Source organism: Streptomyces sp. NPDC007929, assembly GCF_042959065.1.
Taxonomy (GTDB): domain Bacteria; phylum Actinomycetota; class Actinomycetes; order Streptomycetales; family Streptomycetaceae; genus Streptomyces.
In genome coordinates this window covers 228,699-246,506 of record NZ_JBIBKD010000008.1, presented here as the reverse complement: position 1 = coordinate 246,506, position 17,808 = coordinate 228,699, and the positions used below count along the sequence as shown (strand labels likewise).

Here is a 17,808-nt window from a genome sequence, read left to right as displayed (position 1 = left end):
AGAAGAGAATGCCGATGACCGAGCAGGCCACCGGGGCCCACCACCCGCAGCCCCGGCCCCGATCCGGAGGACACTCCGCCCCCGAGCAGGTGACGGGCGCGCAGTCCCTCATCCGCTCTCTCGAGGAGGTCGGCGCCGACACGGTATTCGGCATTCCCGGCGGTGCGATCCTCCCGGCCTACGACCCGCTGATGGACTCCACCCGGGTGCGCCACGTCCTGGTCCGGCACGAGCAGGGCGCCGGTCACGCCGCCACCGGCTACGCGCAGGCCACCGGCAAGGTCGGCGTCTGCATGGCCACCTCCGGCCCGGGCGCCACCAACCTGGTCACCCCGATCGCCGACGCGCACATGGACTCCGTGCCGCTGGTCGCGATCACCGGCCAGGTGGCGTCCAAGGCGATCGGCACGGACGCCTTCCAGGAGGCGGACATCGTCGGCATCACCATGCCGATCACCAAGCACAACTTCCTGGTCACCAAGGCCGAGGACATCCCGCGGATCATCGCCCAGGCGTTCCACATCGCCTCCACCGGCCGTCCCGGCCCGGTCCTGGTCGACATCGCCAAGGACGCCCTCCAGGCGAAGACCACCTTCTCCTGGCCGCCCGCCATGGACCTGCCCGGCTACCGCCCGGTGACCAAGCCGCACGCCAAGCAGATCCGCGAGGCCGCCAAGCTGATCACCCAGGCCAAGCGGCCCGTCCTCTACGTCGGCGGCGGTGTCATCAAGGCACACGCCACCGCGGAGCTCAAGGTTCTCGCCGAGCTCACCGGAGCGCCCGTCACCACCACCCTGATGGCGCTCGGCGCATTCCCCGACAGCCACCCGCTGCACGTGGGAATGCCGGGCATGCACGGTGCGGTCACCGCCGTCACCGCGCTGCAGAAGGCCGACCTGATCGTCGCCCTCGGAGCCCGCTTCGACGACCGCGTCACCGGCAAGCTGGACAGCTTCGCGCCGTTCGCCAAGATCGTCCACGCGGACATCGACCCGGCCGAGATCGGCAAGAACCGCGCCGCCGACGTGCCGATCGTCGGCGACGCCCGCGAGGTCATCGCCGACCTGATCCAGGCCGTCCAGAAGGAGCACAGCGAGGGCCACCAGGGCGACTACAGCGCCTGGTGGAAGGACCTGAGCCGCTGGCGCGACACCTACCCGCTCGGCTACGACCAGCCCGAGGACGGCTCGCTCTCCCCGCAGCAGGTCATCGAGCGCATCGGACAGCTCGCCCCCGAGGGCACGATCTTCGCGGCGGGCGTCGGCCAGCACCAGATGTGGGCCGCCCACTTCATCGAGTACGACAAGCCGGCCACCTGGCTGAACTCCGGCGGCGCCGGAACCATGGGCTACGCCGTCCCGGCCGCCATGGGTGCCAAGGCCGGAGCACCCGAGCGGGCCGTCTGGGCGATCGACGGCGACGGCTGCTTCCAGATGACCAACCAGGAGCTCACCACCTGCGCCCTGAACAACATCCCGATCAAGGTCGCCGTCATCAACAACGGCGCCCTCGGGATGGTCCGCCAGTGGCAGACCCTCTTCTACAACCAGCGGTATTCCAACACCGTGCTGCACTCCGGCCCGGACGACGTGAACCCCGGCGCCCGCGGCACCCGCGTCCCCGACTTCGTGAAGCTGTCGGAGGCCATGGGCTGCTACGCGATCCGCTGCGAGTCCCCGGACGACCTCGACAAGGTCATCGAGGAGGCGAACTCCATCAACGACCGACCCGTCGTCGTCGACTTCATCGTCCACGAGGACGCGATGGTCTGGCCGATGGTCGCCGCCGGCACCTCCAACGACGAGATCATGGCCGCCCGGGACGTCCGCCCCGACTTCGGCGACAACGAAGACGACTGAGAGCCGTCGGGACCAGTAAGCAGAGGAAGCAGATCATGTCCAAGCACACGCTCTCCGTCCTGGTGGAGAACACCCCCGGCATCCTCGCCCGGATCGCCGCCCTGTTCTCCCGCCGCGGCTTCAACATCGACTCGCTCGCGGTGGGCGTCACCGAGCACCCCGACATCTCCCGCATCACCATCGTCGTCGGCGTGGAGGACCTGCCGCTGGAGCAGGTCACCAAGCAGCTCAACAAGCTCGTCAACGTGCTGAAGATCGTCGAGCTGGAGCCGGCGCAGGCGGTGCAGCGCGAACTCGTCCTGGTGAAGGTGCGCGCCGACAACGAGACGCGCTCCCAGATCGTCGAGATCGTCCAGCTGTTCCGCGCCAAGACCGTCGACGTCTCCCCGGAGGCCGTCACCATCGAGGCCACCGGCTCCGGCGAGAAGCTGACCGCGATGCTCAAGATGCTGGAGCCGTACGGCATCAAGGAGCTCGTCCAGTCCGGCACCATCGCGATCGGCCGCGGTGCCCGATCCATCACGGACCGGTCGCTGCGCGCCCTAGACCGGTCGGCGTAAGACGGAAAGCGGGCGGTCGGCGCGCCGTCGGCCGCCCGTATTCCGAGACCCTCAGACTTCCCTTCCGCCCTCCGTCATACGGTGGGACGCAACACCTGCACTCCCGAGGAGAGAACCCAAAGTGGCCGAGCTGTTCTACGACGCCGACGCCGACCTGTCCATCATCCAGGGCCGCAAGGTCGCGGTCATCGGGTACGGCAGCCAGGGCCACGCCCACGCGCTGTCGCTCCGTGACTCGGGTGTCGACGTCCGCGTCGGTCTGCACGAGGGCTCCAAGTCCAAGGCCAAGGCCGAGGAGCAGGGCCTGCGCGTGGTGAGCCCGTCGGAGGCCGCCGCCGAGGCCGACGTCATCATGATCCTGGTCCCGGACCCCATCCAGGCCGAGGTCTACGAGAAGCACATCAAGGACAACCTGAAGGACGGCGACGCGCTGTTCTTCGGCCACGGCCTGAACATCCGCTACGGCTTCATCAAGCCCCCGGCCGGCGTGGACGTCTGCATGGTCGCCCCGAAGGGCCCGGGCCACCTGGTGCGCCGCCAGTACGAGGAGGGCCGCGGCGTTCCGTGCATCGCCGCCGTCGAGCAGGACGCCACGGGCAACGGCTTCGCGCTGGCCCTGTCGTACGCCAAGGGCATCGGCGGCACCCGCGCCGGCGTCATCAAGACGACCTTCACCGAGGAGACCGAGACCGACCTGTTCGGTGAGCAGGCCGTGCTCTGCGGCGGCACCGCCGCCCTGGTCAAGGCGGGCTTCGAGACCCTGACCGAGGCCGGCTACCAGCCGGAGATCGCCTACTTCGAGTGCCTGCACGAGCTGAAGCTGATCGTGGACCTCATGTACGAGGGCGGCCTGGAGAAGATGCGCTGGTCGATCTCCGAGACCGCCGAGTGGGGCGACTACGTCACCGGCCCGCGGATCATCACCGACGCCACCAAGGCCGAGATGAAGAAGGTCCTCGCCGAGATTCAGGACGGCACCTTCGCTCAGCAGTGGATGGACGAGTACCACGGCGGTCTGAAGAAGTACAACGAGTACAAGAAGCAGGACTCCGAGCACCTGCTGGAGACCACCGGCAAGGAGCTGCGCAAGCTCATGAGCTGGGTCGACGAGGAGGCGTAAGCCGCCTGCCCGGGCCCTGCCGAGACGGCCGGACCCGAGGGGCCGGAGCGACCCGCTCCGGCCCCTTCGGCGAACCCCGGGTAACGTCGGGTAGTGAGGCGTTGTCCATCCCGTCCGGCCACGGACGGGTGATCCTTCCGCAGCGGCACAAGACGACGCCCCATGCGCCACTAGACTGCTGCACACATACGCGTCAGGCCCACAGCGTCGTGCGTCTCCAACGCGGCAAGCACCCCTCCACCGCCTGCGGCCGTCGGGACGGCCGTCCGCAGCACTGGACTTGTGAGGACTCACGTGAGCTCGAAACCCGTCGTACTCATCGCTGAAGAGCTGTCGCCCGCCACCGTCGACGCCCTGGGCCCGGACTTCGAGATCCGGCACTGCAACGGCGCGGACCGCGCCGAGCTGCTCCCGGCCATCGCCGACGTGGACGCGATCCTGGTCCGCTCGGCCACCAAGGTCGACGCCGAGGCGATCGCCGCCGCGAACAAGCTGAAGGTCGTCGCACGAGCCGGCGTCGGCCTGGACAACGTGGACGTCTCCGCCGCCACCAAGGCCGGCGTGATGGTCGTCAACGCCCCGACCTCCAACATCGTGACCGCCGCCGAGCTGGCCTGCGGTCTGCTCATCGCCACCGCCCGCCACATCCCGCAGGCCAACGCCGCACTGAAGAACGGCGAGTGGAAGCGCAGCAAGTACACGGGCGTGGAGCTGGCCGAGAAGACCCTCGGTGTCGTCGGCCTCGGGCGCATCGGCGCGCTGGTCGCCCAGCGCATGTCCGGCTTCGGCATGAAGGTCGTCGCCTACGACCCCTACATCCAGCCCGCCCGCGCCGCGCAGATGGGCGTCAAGGTGCTGTCGCTGGACGAGCTGCTCGAGGTCTCCGACTTCATCACCGTCCACCTGCCCAAGACCCCCGAGACGGTCGGCCTGATCGGCGACGAGGCGCTGCGCAAGGTCAAGCCGAGCGTGCGGATCGTCAACGCCGCGCGCGGCGGGATCGTCGACGAGGAGGCGCTGTACTCCGCCCTCAAGGAGGGCCGGGTCGCCGGTGCCGGTCTCGACGTGTACGCGAAGGAGCCCTGCACGGACTCCCCGCTCTTCGAGTTCGACCAGGTCGTCTGCACCCCGCACCTCGGTGCCTCCACCGACGAGGCGCAGGAGAAGGCCGGTATCGCCGTCGCCCGCTCGGTGCGCCTCGCGCTTGCCGGTGAGCTCGTGCCGGACGCGGTCAACGTGCAGGGCGGTGTGATCGCCGAGGACGTCAAGCCGGGTCTGCCGCTCGCCGAGCGCCTGGGCCGGATCTTCACCGCGCTCGCCGGTGAGGTCGCCGTCCGCCTCGATGTCGAGGTCTACGGCGAGATCACCCAGCACGACGTGAAGGTGCTGGAGCTGTCCGCGCTCAAGGGCGTCTTCGAGGACGTCGTCGACGAGACGGTGTCGTATGTCAACGCCCCGCTGTTCGCGCAGGAGCGCGGCGTCGAGGTGCGGCTGACCACCAGCTCCGAGGCGACCGAGCACCGCAATGTCGTCACGGTGCGCGGCACCCTGGCCGACGGCGAGGAGGTGTCGGTGTCCGGCACGCTGGCCGGCCCGAAGCACCTTCAGAAGATCGTCGCCGTCGGGGACTACGACGTGGACCTCGCGCTCGCCGACCACATGATCGTGCTGAAGTACGAGGACCGCCCCGGCGTCGTCGGCACGGTGGGCCGCATCCTCGGTGAGGCGGGGCTCAACATCGCCGGTATGCAGGTGTCGCGGGCGGTGGCCGGTGGCGAGGCGCTGGCGGTGCTGACCGTGGACGACACGGTGACCGCGACCGTGCTGGCCGAGGTGGCCGCGGAGATCGGGGCGACCTCGGCCCGCTCCGTCAACCTGGCCTGACATCCTCCCGGGGGCTCGCTCCCGGGAACCCCGTTCCCCTGAACGGACTCGTCCTCACACGCCGGACGGGCTGAGCTGATCAGCCTGTCCGGCGTTTTCGTGTGCCCGGACCCGCCGCAGGGTGACCGCCGCCGCCGCGGCCGCACCGGCCAGCAGCACCGCGCCGGTGATCGCCGCCGCGTGCATGCCGCTGGTGAAGGCCTCGCGTGCCGCCGTCGCCAGGGCGTCCCCCGCGCGCCCCGGGAGCCGGTCCGCCACGGCCAGGGCGCCGCCCAGGGTCTCGCGGGCCGCGGCGGGCGCCGCGTCCGGGATCTCGTGGCGGTAGACGGCCGTGCCGATGGAGCCGAGGAACGCCATGCTCAGCGCGCCGCCGAACTCCGTGCCGGTCTCCAGCAGGGACGACGCCGCGCCCGCCTTCTCCACCGGGGCGGCGCTCAGGGCCAGGTCGGCCACCAGGGACATGACGGCGACGATCCCGCAGGCCAGCACGGCGCACGCGGCCAGCAGCAGCCAGAGGGAGTCCGTGCCGGCCAGGGCCAGCATCAGATAGCCGCACGCGCTGACGGCGAAGCCGCCGCCGACGACGTGGGCGCGGGGCACGCCCCGCCGCACGAGCTGTGCGCTGAGGGGAGCCGCGAGCCCGATGGGCACCGACGGCAGCAGGCTCCACAGCGCCGCCTCCAGCGGGCCGTTGTCCAGGACCGACTGGATGTACTGGGTCGTGAAGTAGGCCGAGCCCATCATGCCGAAGGCGGCCACGAGGTTGAGCACGACGGCCGGGCTGAACCCACGGCGCCGGAACAGCTCCGGCGAGATCAGCGGGGAGACCGCCGTGCGCTGGCGGTGGACGAACAGTGCGGCGAAGAGCAGACCGGCGCTCACCGACATCGCGTACCGCACGTTCCAGCCCTCGGAGGCGAGTTCCTTGAGGCCGTAGATCACGGGGAGCACCGCCGCCATCGACAAGGGGACGCTCAGCAGGTCGAAGCGGCCGGGGCGCGGGTTCCTCGACTCGGGCAGCAGCAGGGGGCCCAGGATCAGGAGCAGCAGCATCGCGGGCAGGTTGACCAGGAAGACCGAGCCCCACCAGAAGTGTTCGACGAGGACGCCGCTCATCACCGAGCCGAGCGCGATACCGGCCGTCATCACGCCCGACCAGACACCGATCGCCTTGGTGCGCTGACCGGGGTCGGTGAACATCGTGCGCACGAGCGCCATCGTCGACGGCATCAGCGTCGCGCCGCCGATGCCGAGGACCGCGCGGGCGGCGATCAGGGTCTCGGCGCTGGTGGCGTAGGCCGCGACCAGGGAGGCCGTGCCGAAGGCGGCGGCGCCGATCAGCAGGAGCCTGCGGCGGCCGATGCGGTCGCCGAGCGAGCCCATCGTCATCAGCAGGCCGGCCAGAACGAAGCCGTAGATGTCGAAGATCCACAGCTGCTGGGTGGCGCTCGGCTCCAGGTCTGCGCTGATCGCGGGGATCGCGAAGTAGAGGACGGACACGTCCATGGAGACCAGCAGCAGCGGAAGCATCAGCACGCCGAGAGCCGTCCATTCACGGCGTCCGGCGAGGGCGGGAGGGGCTGGGTTCGTCGTCATGAGCAGAACTGTACGAGCGTCCTAAACGGCTGTCTAGTACGCACGTATAGAACACACGTTTAATACGCTCGTCTGGATTCCGGGATAAGGTGATGCGCCATGGGACACCGTGAGGATCTGCTGGAGGGCGCCCAGCGCTGCCTGCTGGCGAAGGGCTTCCTGCGCACCACCGCGCGCGACATCGTCAAGGAGTCGGGCACCAACCTGGCGTCGATCGGCTACCACTACGGCTCGAAGGACGCGCTGCTGGCGCAGGCGTACGTCGAGATGGTGGAGGGCATGTCCGACGCGTTCGAGGGGAGTGGCGAACCGCGCGGCGAGCCGGGGTCGTTGGAGCGGTTCGCGGAGGTGTGGGCGAACATCATCGGGACCATGCGCGATCCCGGGTCCATGTGGCGGCTCAGCATGGAGATCGTGGCCATGGGCGACCAGCTGCCGGAGGTGCGGGAACATCTCGCGCGAGCCCAGCGCGAGGGCGCGCGCGGCATCGTGACGCTCTTCCACGGCGGCCCCGAGGAAGACGTGACGGACGAACAGGTGGACACGCTCGGGTACTTCTACCTGACCCTGATGATGGGCCTCATGGCCCAGTGGACCTTCGACCCGAAGACCGCCCCGGAGGCCGAACAGCTCACCGAAGGCCTACGGCGCCTGATCGAGGCCGCCGAGAGGAAGTGACGCGTCCCGGCGGGGGCATAGGCGGGTGTGTCCTCAGAGGCGGTGGGACTTCAGGGTCATGTGCAGCAGCAGGCGGTCCTCGCCGTCGTCGAGGTCGAGGCCGGTGAGCTTCTCGATACGGGACAGGCGGTAGTAGAGGGTCTGGCGGTGGATGCCCAGTTCGGCGGCGGCCCGGGCGGCCTGGCCGGCGCAGTCGAGGTAGACCTCGGCGGTCCGGGCGAGTTCGTGGTGGACCGGGGCGAGCAGCGTGCGGGCGACGGGGTCGTGGGCGACCTCCGGGGGGAGGGCCGTCAGCAGCCGGTACGGGCCGATCGACGCCCACTGCGCGACCGGCCCGAAGCGCGCCTCGGCCAGCGCCGCCCGGGCGGCCGCGGCTGCCTCGCCCCAGGCACTCACCAGATCGGCGAGGCCGGAGCGGGGGGTGGCGATACCGGCGGCGGGGCTGGTGCGGGGGGTGGCGGCGCCGGGGGCCGAACGACGGTCGGTGCCAGCGCCGGCGCCGGCACCTGAGCCCGCCGTTCCCGTTCCGCCCGTCACGCCCGTCACGCCCGCCGTGTCCGTGGATGATCCGTCCGTGCCGCCGGTGGCGTTTCCGCCCGGGCCCCTGCCCGACCCTCGGGAGGCGGCGCTCGCCGGACCGCTGCCGCCCGGCCCCCGGGCAGTCGCGGCCCCCGGCATGCTGCCCCCGCGTGCCCGTTCCAGCAGGCGTCCCGCCGCTGTCGTCGCGGGGGTGAGCACGTCGGGGGAGCGCAGGCGGATCAGTACCGCCAGGCACTGGGCCGTCGCCCCCCAGGGCACCGTGCACAGGGCCGTCCCGCCCGGGACCGCGCGGACCGACGGGGCGTCGTCCGGGTCCGCCGAGGGCCAGGGGGCGACGCACAGCAGGGCGTGGAGGCCGTCGGCGCGGGGGCCGAGGGCCGTGCGCAGCTCGGCGACGGCCATGTCGCTCTGCCAGCCGCGCTCGGCGGTGAGGACCGCTCTCAGTTCGCGGCTGAGGTCGGCCCCGTGCTGCGCCTCGTCCGCGAGCAGGGCGCCGATGCGGGCCGTGACCCCCATGGCGGCGGTGAGCCGGCGTTCGCTCGGGCCGGGATCGTCGTCCAGGAGCCAGACATAGCCGTGCACCACGCCCCGGTGGCGGACGGGGAGACAGATCCGGCCCCGGTAGACCCCGGCCTCCGGTGTCGGCGGGATGCGGACCGGCCCCGTCGCCCGGGTGATGCCGAAGCCCTCGAACCAGGCCCGGACCGCCGCCGTCGAGCGGCGGGTGAGGATCGAGCGGGTGCGCACCGGGTCCAGGGCCGACGGATCGAGGTCGCCCTCACTGTCGTAGGCCCCGAAGGCGATCAGCTCGAAGTCCCGGTTCTCCAGGGTCGCGGGCGCGCCGAGCAGCTCCGAGATCTCGTCGACCAGCTCCTCGTAGTCACCCCTGTGTTCCGACGTCACCCGGGCATTGTCGCGCACTTCCCGGAGCCCTTCATACATCTGTCTGAGATCTGCGGCACGGATGCGTGACAGCTGTCGATGGCCGACGATCGGAGGGATCCTTAGGTTTCACGGTGGTTCTCCGTGCCGTACCCGACGCGCCGTCCGCGAGGGGTCCGGCCCTCACGTTGCTTGTGCTCTGGAGGTGCCCCGTGCTGGGTCCCGTGATTCTCGCCGCGTCCCGCAGTGACCGGATGCGACGCCTGATCTCGGCGGCACCGGTGACCAAGCAGGTCGTCGACCGCTTCATCCCGGGCGAGGACGTCGACGACATCGTCCCCGTCGTCCGGGAGCTCGCCGACCAGGGCCTGGAACTGACGATGGACGTCGTCGGCGAGGACATCACCAACCCCGCGCAGGCCGCCGCCGCCCGGGACGCCTATCTGGAGCTCGTCGACCGCCTCAAGCCGCTGGAGCTCGGCACCCGCGCCGAGATGTCGGTGAAGCTGTCGATGTTCGGTCAGGCGCTGGAGGGCGGCCACGAGCTGGCCCTGAGCAACGTCCGCCCGGTCGTCGAGGCCGCCGCCGAGATCGGCACCACGGTCACGCTCGACGCCGAGGACCACACCACCCTCGACTCGATGTTCGCCATCCACGAGGAGCTGCGGAAGGACTTCCCGCAGACCGGCTGCGTCATCCAGGCCTACCTGTTCCGCACCGAGGCCGACGCCCGCCGCCTCGCGGAGAGCGGCAGCCGGGTCCGCCTGGTCAAGGGCGCCTACAAGGAGCCCGCCTCGGTCGCGTACCAGGGCAAACACGAGATCGACCGGGCATACGTACGCGTGCTGCGGACGTTGATGAAGGGGGAGGGGTACCCGATGATCGGCTCCCACGACCCCCGCATGATCGCGATCGGCCAGGAGCTCGCCCACCAGGCCGGGCGCAAGCTCGACGAGTACGAGTTCCAGATGCTGTACGGCATCCGCACCGACGAGCACCTGCGGCTGGCCGCCGAGGGCCACCGGATGCGCGTCTACACCGCCTACGGCACCGACTGGTACGGCTACTTCATGCGGCGCCTGGCGGAGAAGCCGGCCAACCTGCGCTTCTTCGCCCGGAGCATGATCACCAAGGGCTGACAGCCCTTCGAGGGCCATGAGCCCGCCAAGGGCCGAGACCGACACACCGCTCAGTAAGGAGTTACGGAAAACATGGACGCTGTGACCCAGGTCCCCACCCCCGTCAACGAGCCGGTGCACGGCTACGCCCCCGGCTCGCCCGAGCGGGCCCGCCTGGAGGCCAAGCTGAAGGAGCTGGCCGACAACCCCGTCGACCTGCCCTGCACCATCGGCGGCGAGAAGCGGATGGGCGGCGGCGAGGCCTTCCAGGTCGTCCAGCCGCACAACCACAAGGCCGTGCTCGGCACGTACCGCAACGCCACGCAGGCGGACGCCCAGGACGCCATCGACGCGGCCCTGGCCGCCGCGCCCGCCTGGCGTGCGATGTCCTTCGACGACCGCGCGGCGATCATCCTGCGCGCTGCCGAGCTGCTGTCCGGGCCCTGGCGCGAGACGCTCGCCGCCTCCACCATGCTCGGCCAGTCCAAGACCGCCCAGCAGGCCGAGATCGACACGCCCTGCGAGCTGATCGACTTCTGGCGGTTCAACGTCTCCTACGCCCGCAAGCTGCTCGCCGAGCAGCCCCCGGCGAACTCCCCGGGCGTGTGGAACCGGCTGGACCACCGTCCGCTGGAGGGCTTCGTCTACGCGATCACGCCCTTCAACTTCACCGCCATCGCCGGCAACCTGCCGACGGCCCCCGCCCTGATGGGCAACGTCGTCGTCTGGAAGCCGTCCCCGACGCAGACCCACGCCGCCGTGCTGCTGATGCGGCTGCTGGAGGAGGCGGGCCTGCCCAAGGGCGTCATCAACCTCGTCACCGGCGACGGCATCGAGGTGTCCAAGGTCGCCCTGGAACACCGCGACCTCGCCGGGATCCACTTCACCGGCTCGACCCCCACCTTCCAGTACCTGTGGAAGACGGTCGGCGCGAACATCGAGAAGTACCGCACCTACCCGCGTCTGGTCGGCGAGACCGGCGGCAAGGACTTCCTCGTCGCCCACCCCTCGGCCGACCCGGCGATCCTGAAGACGGCGTTCACCCGCGGCGCCTTCGAGTTCCAGGGCCAGAAGTGCAGCGCCACCTCCCGGGCCTACATCCCCGCCTCGATCTGGAACTCCGGCTTCAAGGAGGAGCTGGCCGCCGAGGTCGACGGCGTCAAGATGGGTGATGTCACCGACCTCTCGAACTTCATCGGCGCCGTCATCGACGAGCGCGCCTTCGCCAAGAACAAGGCCGCCATCGACCGTGCCAAGGAGGACGCCTCCTGCACGATCGTCGCGGGCGGCACCTACGACGACTCGGTGGGCTACTTCGTCCGCCCGACCGTCATCGAGTGCACCGACCCGGAGAACGAGGTCTTCCGCACCGAGTACTTCGGCCCGATCATCGCCGTGCACGTCTACGAGGACGACAAGTACGACGAGATGCTGACCCAGATGGAGTCCGTCTCCGACTACGCCCTGACCGGCTCGGTCATCGCGAACGACCGCGCGGCGGCGGCCTACACGGCCGACAAGCTCCGCTACGCGGCCGGCAACTTCTACATCAACGACAAGTCGACCGGCGCCGTCGTCGGCCAGCAGCCCTTCGGCGGCGGCCGTGCCTCCGGCACCAACGACAAGGCCGGCGCCCCGCAGAACCTGATGCGCTGGACCCTGACCCGCGCCATCAAGGAGACGCTGGTCCCGCCGACCGACTACACCTACCCGCACATGGGCTGACACCGCCCGGGTGAACCGACGGGCCAGGTCGAAAAGACCTGGCCCGTCGGCATGTCCGGGGAAAGACTGGGCCGATGAGCATCCGAGTGCGCACCGCCCACACCGCCGACCTGGCCCCCGCCGAACTCGACGCCGTGCGCGGCCTGCTGGACGCCGCGTTCGAGGGCGACTTCGGTGACGAGGACTGGGACCACGGTCTCGGCGGCGTGCACGCCCTCGTGCACGACGACTCCGGCCTCGCCGCGCACGGTGCGGTGGTGATGCGCCGGGTGCGGCACGGCGGGCGGTGGTGGCGGGCCGGGTACGTCGAGAACGTCGCCGTGCGCGCCGACGCCCGCCGCACCGGCCTGGGCGCCCGGGTCATGTCCGAGCTGGAGCGCGTCGTCGACCGCGCCTACGACTTCGGCGCCCTGTCCGCCAGCGACGAGGGCGCCCTCCTCTACACCTCCCGGGGCTGGCGGCTCTGGGACGGCCAGGTGCACGCCCTCAGCCCGCTCGACGGCATCGTCCGCCTGCCGGAGGAGGAGCACAGCACGTACGTCCGCCCCGCCCTCGCCGGTTCCCTCGACCCCGCGCACGAGCTGGTCTTCGACTGGCGCGACGGTGATGTGCTCTAGGAATCACCGCAGGTCAGCACGGTGTGACCCAGTCCACCGTCTCAGATAGTAGGAAGTCCGAGTAATTGTGGAGACAGACGCTCCGCGCTCCCTTAGCTTTGTAGGAGCCGAACGTCTCGCTCGATCAAGCGAATGGCGGTCGTGAGCCGGGCCCCGTGCAGGCAACCCCTGCGGCACCGCTCCCCGCCCCTTCCGGCGTCTCGTAACCCTCCCTGTGCACTCCGTGCTGTCGAAGGAGTCGATTTCCCATGGCCGAGACGACCGTCCGCCGCCGAGTCCGTCACGTTTCCCGGACCACCGAGTCCGACCGCAAGAACGCCGCCGCCGCGCTCCAGCGCGCCCTCGACCGCAGGGACAACGGCGGCTCCAGCGGCCACTGAGCCCGGGCAGCGCACACGGGATGAGCTACGCCGGGGTGCAGCCGTAGGCCTCCTCGCCCTGGCCTTCCTGCCATCCAGGTGAAGCGATGTGCCCAACGTGCGTTGCCCGCACGATTTCCCGGTGAGCGCGTTTTCAATGAGCCCTGCCAAGGCGGACTCAATGGAAATGGAACACCGCGAATGCGTCTCTCACTGATCGCGTGGACGACCACGGCGGCGGCGAGCCTCGGCTTGCTGTGCGCCCCTCCGGCAGCGGCCCAGGTCCGCTGCGCGGACTCGGCCCAGGACTTCATCGAGGCAGCCGTCCCGGGGCAGGACCCCACCTTCACGATCGCATCCCCCGTATCGGACAGGAGCAGCGGCATCGACGCGGTGCGCTTCCTGCCGGACGGGCGGATGGAGGTCACTCCGCAGCCCACGTGGCAGGTGGTGGGCGCCGAATGGGCGTTCGACGAGCCCGGCGGCCCGACCGCCTCGTACTCGGGAACGCTGAACTTCATCACTGTGATCACCGACGGCGACCAGGTCGTCTCCACGGTGTGGGGCGTCGAGAATCCGGTCTGCGAGCCGGAGAGTTCCCGGGTCGTGCAGCTCCGGGGCACGCGCACGACAGAGGTGGACGAGCGGAGGGCCTTCCCCGCGGCCTACTCGGCCAGCCGCTGACCCTGACCGCCTCCGGCCGGGCCGGTGTCACGCGGCCGGTGGTCCGTCGCCCGGGTAGGTCGCAGGGGGGGGCCGGGCCGACGGAAGCTGGGCGACGGATCCGGCGGACGCGTGCCGGCCCACGGTCGGGCGCCTTCCGGCTGTCCGTATCACGGACACCGAATGTCATCCCATGGGACGAGGAGTAGGGTGCCCGCATGTCTCGCAGCATCAATCTCGCAGTGATCCCCGGTGACGGCATCGGCCAGGAGGTCGTGACCGAAGGCCTGAAGGTCCTCTCCGCCGTCCTTCCGCAGGATGTGAAGCTGGAGACCGAGGAGTACGACTTCGGCGCCCGGCGCTACCACGCCACCGGTGAGACCCTCACCGACGCCGACCTCGACGCCCTCAAGCGGCACGACGCCATCCTGCTCGGCGCGATCGGCGACCCGTCCGTGCCGTCCGGCGTGCTGGAGCGCGGCTTCCTGCTCAAGCTCCGCTTCGCCTTCGACCACCACGTCAACCTGCGTCCGTCGAAGCTCCTGCCGGGTGTCGCCACCCCGCTCGCCGGCGAGCCGGAGATCGACTTCGTCGTGGTCCGCGAGGGCACCGAGGGTCCGTACACCGGCAACGGCGGCACGATCCGCAAGGGCACCGAGCACGAGGTCGCCACCGAGGTCTCCGTGAACACGGCCTTCGGTGTCGAGCGCGTGGTCCGCGACGCCTTCGCCCGGGCCCAGGCCCGCCCCCGCAAGAAGCTCGCGCTGATCCACAAGAACAATGTGCTGACCTTCGCGGGTCACCTGTGGACCAACGTCTTCAACAAGGTGGCCGAGGAGTTCCCCGAGGTCACCACCGAGTACATGCACGTGGACGCGGCGACGATCTACCTCGTCACCCAGCCCGAGCGCTTCGACGTGATCGTCACCGACAACCTCTTCGGTGACATCGTCACCGACCTCGCCGCGGCCGTCTCCGGCGGCATCGGCGTCGCGGCCTCCGGCAACATCAACCCCTCCGGCGAGTTCCCGTCCATGTTCGAGCCCGTGCACGGCTCGGCCCCGGACATCGCCGGCCAGGGCAAGGCCGACCCGACCGCCACCGTGCTGTCCGTCGCGCTGCTGCTGCGCCACCTCGGCTACGAGGCCGAGGCCGCCCGTATCGACGAGGCGGTCGCGGCCGACCTCGGCGAGCGCACCGGCAAGCCCGCCCGCTCCACCTCGGAGATCGGCGACGCGCTCGCCGTACGCGTAGCAGGCTGACCCGCCGCTGCACACCGCAAGCCGCCGGGTCGCATCAGCGCCCGGCGGCTTCCGCATGTTCCCGCCGGGTGCCACCATCGACCACCGGGCCGCATTCACCCCGTTCCTTCCACCGTCGCCCCCGGGCGATAATCGAACGCGAGGCCGCGGAATGAGGGAATGCTCGGACGTCCTAGCACTGGTCACCATCAGAGCAGTACCGAGCGCGGCCCGTCACTACAACCGGTGAAGGACATCAACCCATGACGACGCCCACGATCGAGCTCAAGCCCTCCGCCAACCCGCTCTCCACGTCGGAACGGGAGGGGATCCTGGCCAACCCCGGGTTCGGCCGCCACTTCACCGACCACATGGTGACGATCAAGTGGACGGAAGGCCGTGGCTGGCACGACGGCCAGCTCGTGCCGTACGCGCCGATCTCCCTCGACCCCGCCACCACGGTTCTGCACTACGCGCAGGAGATCTTCGAGGGCCTGAAGGCCTACCGCCAGCCCGACGGGTCCGTCGCCACCTTCCGCCCCGAGAAGAACGCCGAGCGTTTCCAGCGCTCCGCCCGCCGGCTCGCGATGCCCGAGCTGCCGGTCGAGACGTTCATCGAGGCGTGCGACGCCCTGGTGAAGCAGGACAAGGCATGGGTGCCGGCGCACGGCGGCGAGGAGTCCCTCTACCTGCGTCCGTTCATGATCGCCACCGAGGTCGGGCTGGGGGTGAAGCCGGCCAACGAGTACCTGTTCCTGGTGATCGCCTCCCCGGCCGGGGCGTACTTCCCCGGTGGTGTGAAGCCGGTGTCCATCTGGGTCTCCGAGGACCGCGTCCGCGCCGTCCCCGGCGGCATGGGTGACGCCAAGACCGGCGGCAACTACGCGGCGTCCCTGCTGGCGCAGGCCGAGGCCGCGACGAAGGGCTGCGACCAGGTCTGCTACCTCGACGCCGTGGAGCACACATGGGTCGAGGAGCTGGGCGGCATGAACCTGTACTTCGTGTACGGCGACAAGATCGTCACTCCGTCGCTGACCGGCTCGATCCTGGAGGGTGTCACGCGTGACTCCCTGCTGGCCGTCGCGCGTGACCTCGGGTACGAGGCCGAGGAGGGGCGGGTCTCGGCCGACCAGTGGCAGCGGGACTCGGAGAACGGGTCGCTGACGGAGGTCTTCGCCTGCGGTACGGCCGCGGTGATCACTCCGGTCGGTACGGTGAAGAGGGCCGGGGCGGAGTGGAAGCAGAGCGGGGGAGAGCCGGGCGAGGTCACGCTGCGGCTGCGCCAGGCGCTGCTGGACATCCAGCGGGGTACGGCCTCGGACGCGCACGGCTGGATGCACCGGCTGGGCTGAGTCGCCCGGGCCCCCGGGGGCTCCGCCCCCGGACCCCCGGCCTGTGCCCACCCACCGCCCGACTCGGTCGGACAGGAAGCCGGACCCTCGCCCCGCCGGGAATCCGGTCGCTCAAGAAGCGGGGCGCGAATCGATCGGACGAGAAGCGGGCGTCGCCTCGCCGGCCCCGGGCTCCTCTGCGGGAGACCCCGGGGTCGTCAGCGCGTACGCCACCCCTCCCACCACCCCCGACAGCAGGAAGCTGCAGTCCACCCCGCCGGTCAGGGCCAGCAGCGGCCCCTCGTACGACGGGAGGGACACCGCCAGGACGCCCACCGTCGCGCCGGCCGCCCAGGACAGGGCCGCCGGGACGTTCCAGCCGGAGCGGAACCAGTAGACACCGCCCCGGGCGCGGCGGTTGAAGACCTGGAGGGCGTCCGCGTCGTACGCCCCGCCGCAGCGGGCGAAGCCGATGAGGGTGATGACGGCCCACGGCGTGCCGATGGCCGTCAGCAGCAGCACGAAGGACGTCATCGCGTCCTGCGCGGTCGAGTGGTAGTGCCCGGCGAAGACACAGGCCGTGGCGACGGCCGCGACCACGTACGTCGCCCGGGCCCGGGAGGCGCGCGGCAGGATCGCGTCCAGGTCGAGACCCATCGAGTACAGCATCAGCCCCGCGTTGCCGACCGAGCCGGCCGAGGCCGCGAGCAGCAGCGGGAGGAGGTACCAGGCCGGGGCCGCGTCGACCAGCGGGCCCGCGTAGTCGAGGGCCGCCCCGGCCGCGTACGCCGTGAACGTGCCGAAGAGCTGCGGCACCAGCAGGCCCAGCAGCAGCCCCAGCCAGGTCGCGTGCAGCACCCGGCGGGAGGAGTGGCGGGCCGGGGAGATGTAGCGGGTGTAGTCGCCGAGGAGCGTGATGAACGCGACCGGTCCGGACAGTCCGGCGGCCACGGCCGCGAGCAGCCAGGTCGGCCAGTAGCCGCCCAGCAGATAGCCCCCGGCCTCCGGGAGCGCGGCGGTGGTGAAACCGGGGGCGTAGGCGATCACGCCCAGCGCCAGCAGGGCCGTCATGCCGAACGCCAGCAGCCGTGACATCGCCAGCAGCACCCGGTAGCCGTACACGGCACCGGCGACGGTGGCCGCGGCGAGCAGCCCGTAGACGACGCCGTACGACACCCCGCCCTGCGGCAGTCCGGCCAGCCGGCCCAGGACGCTCACCATCACGTCCCCGCCGATCCACACGGTCAGCGCGGTGTAGCCGAGGGCCAGCAGCAGCCCGACCACCGAGCCGATCAGCCGCCCGCGCACCCCGAACTGGGCGCCGGAGGAGGTCGACAGGTTGGTGCCGGTGCGCAGTGAGACCAGCGCCAGCGGGGCCGTGAACAGCACGCCCACCACCGTGCCCGCGAGCACGGCGCTGACCGACGACCACCAGTCCAGGCCGAAGGACGGCGGCAGCCAGCCGAAGACGATCACGCCCAGGCAGAGGTTGGAGCCGAGCAGGATCGACACCAGGTCGCGCGGCCCACTGGTGCGCTCCTCCTCGGGGATGGTGTCGACTCCGCGCTGTTCGATCGGCATGCTGTTCTCCCTCGGTTAGAACGACGTTCAATGTGAGGTGTGCATTGCCTCACC

General features: G+C 70.7%; 15 protein-coding genes. 12 read left to right on the top strand and 3 right to left on the bottom strand.

Features of this window, described 5'->3' with window-relative positions; all coding sequences use genetic code 11:
- The first annotated feature begins 8 nt into the window (after positions 1-8).
- The 4 genes from ACFZDE_RS27210 (at position 9) to serA (ending at position 5,423) form a co-directional block, all read left to right on the top strand.
- Positions 9-1,859 (top strand): acetolactate synthase large subunit, encoded by a 1,851-nt coding sequence (locus ACFZDE_RS27210; RefSeq protein WP_391204104.1) that lies wholly within the window; start codon positions 9-11, stop codon positions 1,857-1,859.
- A gap of 35 nt (positions 1,860-1,894) precedes the next feature.
- A complete protein-coding gene (gene ilvN / locus ACFZDE_RS27205; protein WP_030851453.1) occupies positions 1,895-2,419 on the top strand; it encodes an acetolactate synthase small subunit in 525 nt (174 codons plus the stop codon).
- A gap of 121 nt (positions 2,420-2,540) precedes the next feature.
- A complete protein-coding gene (gene ilvC / locus ACFZDE_RS27200) occupies positions 2,541-3,539 on the top strand; it encodes a ketol-acid reductoisomerase (RefSeq protein ID WP_030851456.1) in 999 nt (332 codons plus the stop codon).
- A gap of 294 nt (positions 3,540-3,833) precedes the next feature.
- Positions 3,834-5,423, top strand: a complete 1,590-nt coding sequence (serA, locus tag ACFZDE_RS27195) for a phosphoglycerate dehydrogenase (RefSeq protein WP_391004050.1) — start codon at positions 3,834-3,836, stop codon at positions 5,421-5,423.
- A 54-nt stretch (positions 5,424-5,477) separates the two neighbouring features.
- On the opposite strand, the gene ACFZDE_RS27190 is transcribed toward serA, so the two are convergent.
- On the bottom strand, positions 5,478-7,019 hold the full coding sequence (locus tag ACFZDE_RS27190) for an MFS transporter (RefSeq protein WP_391204100.1): 1,542 nt from the start codon (positions 7,017-7,019) through the stop codon (positions 5,478-5,480).
- Between the two features lie 99 nt (positions 7,020-7,118).
- On the opposite strand from ACFZDE_RS27190, the gene ACFZDE_RS27185 reads away from it, so the two are divergent.
- A complete protein-coding gene (locus ACFZDE_RS27185) occupies positions 7,119-7,697 on the top strand; it encodes a TetR family transcriptional regulator (RefSeq protein ID WP_391004046.1) in 579 nt (192 codons plus the stop codon).
- A 33-nt stretch (positions 7,698-7,730) separates the two neighbouring features.
- Here ACFZDE_RS27185 and ACFZDE_RS27180 read toward each other — a convergent pair whose 3' ends face one another.
- Positions 7,731-9,179, bottom strand: coding sequence for a helix-turn-helix domain-containing protein (locus ACFZDE_RS27180; protein ID WP_391204094.1), 1,449 nt, complete (start codon positions 9,177-9,179; stop codon positions 7,731-7,733).
- A gap of 152 nt (positions 9,180-9,331) precedes the next feature.
- Between ACFZDE_RS27180 and ACFZDE_RS27175 the strand changes: the two genes are divergently transcribed.
- From ACFZDE_RS27175 to ACFZDE_RS27145, 7 genes are all read left to right on the top strand, one after another.
- Positions 9,332-10,258 carry a proline dehydrogenase family protein gene (locus ACFZDE_RS27175; RefSeq protein WP_391204091.1) on the top strand — a complete coding sequence of 309 codons (927 nt, stop codon included), beginning with the start codon at positions 9,332-9,334 and terminating at the stop codon, positions 10,256-10,258.
- A 72-nt stretch (positions 10,259-10,330) separates the two neighbouring features.
- Positions 10,331-11,962: an L-glutamate gamma-semialdehyde dehydrogenase gene (gene pruA / locus ACFZDE_RS27170; protein WP_391204088.1), complete on the top strand. Its 1,632-nt coding sequence runs from the start codon at positions 10,331-10,333 to the stop codon at positions 11,960-11,962.
- 74 nt (positions 11,963-12,036) lie between these two features.
- On the top strand, positions 12,037-12,579 hold the full coding sequence (locus ACFZDE_RS27165; protein ID WP_391204085.1) for a GNAT family N-acetyltransferase: 543 nt from the start codon (positions 12,037-12,039) through the stop codon (positions 12,577-12,579).
- Positions 12,580-12,827: 248 nt separating this feature from the next.
- Positions 12,828-12,959 (top strand): hypothetical protein, encoded by a 132-nt coding sequence (locus ACFZDE_RS27160; RefSeq protein WP_104781486.1) that lies wholly within the window; start codon positions 12,828-12,830, stop codon positions 12,957-12,959.
- 180 nt (positions 12,960-13,139) lie between these two features.
- A complete protein-coding gene (locus ACFZDE_RS27155; RefSeq protein WP_391204083.1) occupies positions 13,140-13,622 on the top strand; it encodes a hypothetical protein in 483 nt (160 codons plus the stop codon).
- A 197-nt stretch (positions 13,623-13,819) separates the two neighbouring features.
- Entirely contained in the window at positions 13,820-14,863 is a 1,044-nt protein-coding gene (locus tag ACFZDE_RS27150) for a 3-isopropylmalate dehydrogenase (RefSeq protein WP_391004034.1), read from the top strand.
- Positions 14,864-15,105: 242 nt separating this feature from the next.
- Positions 15,106-16,194: a branched-chain amino acid aminotransferase gene (locus ACFZDE_RS27145; RefSeq protein ID WP_391204080.1), complete on the top strand. Its 1,089-nt coding sequence runs from the start codon at positions 15,106-15,108 to the stop codon at positions 16,192-16,194.
- A gap of 111 nt (positions 16,195-16,305) precedes the next feature.
- Here ACFZDE_RS27145 and ACFZDE_RS27140 read toward each other — a convergent pair whose 3' ends face one another.
- Positions 16,306-17,754: a cytosine permease gene (locus ACFZDE_RS27140; protein ID WP_391204077.1), complete on the bottom strand. Its 1,449-nt coding sequence runs from the start codon at positions 17,752-17,754 to the stop codon at positions 16,306-16,308.
- Positions 17,755-17,808 lie beyond the last annotated feature (54 nt).

What these genes read in the sequence shown, in the direction of transcription:
- ACFZDE_RS27210 (WP_391204104.1), top strand. Translation starts at nt 9, where the DNA reads ATGCCGATGACCGAGCAGGCCACCGGGGCCCACCACCCGCAGCCCCGG.
- ilvN (WP_030851453.1), top strand. Translation starts at nt 1,895, where the DNA reads ATGTCCAAGCACACGCTCTCCGTCCTGGTGGAGAACACCCCCGGCATC.
- ACFZDE_RS27190 (WP_391204100.1), bottom strand. Translation starts at nt 7,019, where the DNA reads ATGACGACGAACCCAGCCCCTCCCGCCCTCGCCGGACGCCGTGAATGG.
- ACFZDE_RS27185 (WP_391004046.1), top strand. Translation starts at nt 7,119, where the DNA reads ATGGGACACCGTGAGGATCTGCTGGAGGGCGCCCAGCGCTGCCTGCTG.
- ACFZDE_RS27180 (WP_391204094.1), bottom strand. Translation starts at nt 9,179, where the DNA reads ATGTATGAAGGGCTCCGGGAAGTGCGCGACAATGCCCGGGTGACGTCG.
- pruA (WP_391204088.1), top strand. Translation starts at nt 10,331, where the DNA reads ATGGACGCTGTGACCCAGGTCCCCACCCCCGTCAACGAGCCGGTGCAC.
- ACFZDE_RS27165 (WP_391204085.1), top strand. Translation starts at nt 12,037, where the DNA reads ATGAGCATCCGAGTGCGCACCGCCCACACCGCCGACCTGGCCCCCGCC.
- ACFZDE_RS27160 (WP_104781486.1), top strand. Translation starts at nt 12,828, where the DNA reads ATGGCCGAGACGACCGTCCGCCGCCGAGTCCGTCACGTTTCCCGGACC.
- ACFZDE_RS27155 (WP_391204083.1), top strand. Translation starts at nt 13,140, where the DNA reads ATGCGTCTCTCACTGATCGCGTGGACGACCACGGCGGCGGCGAGCCTC.
- ACFZDE_RS27150 (WP_391004034.1), top strand. Translation starts at nt 13,820, where the DNA reads ATGTCTCGCAGCATCAATCTCGCAGTGATCCCCGGTGACGGCATCGGC.
- ACFZDE_RS27145 (WP_391204080.1), top strand. Translation starts at nt 15,106, where the DNA reads ATGACGACGCCCACGATCGAGCTCAAGCCCTCCGCCAACCCGCTCTCC.
- ACFZDE_RS27140 (WP_391204077.1), bottom strand. Translation starts at nt 17,754, where the DNA reads ATGCCGATCGAACAGCGCGGAGTCGACACCATCCCCGAGGAGGAGCGC.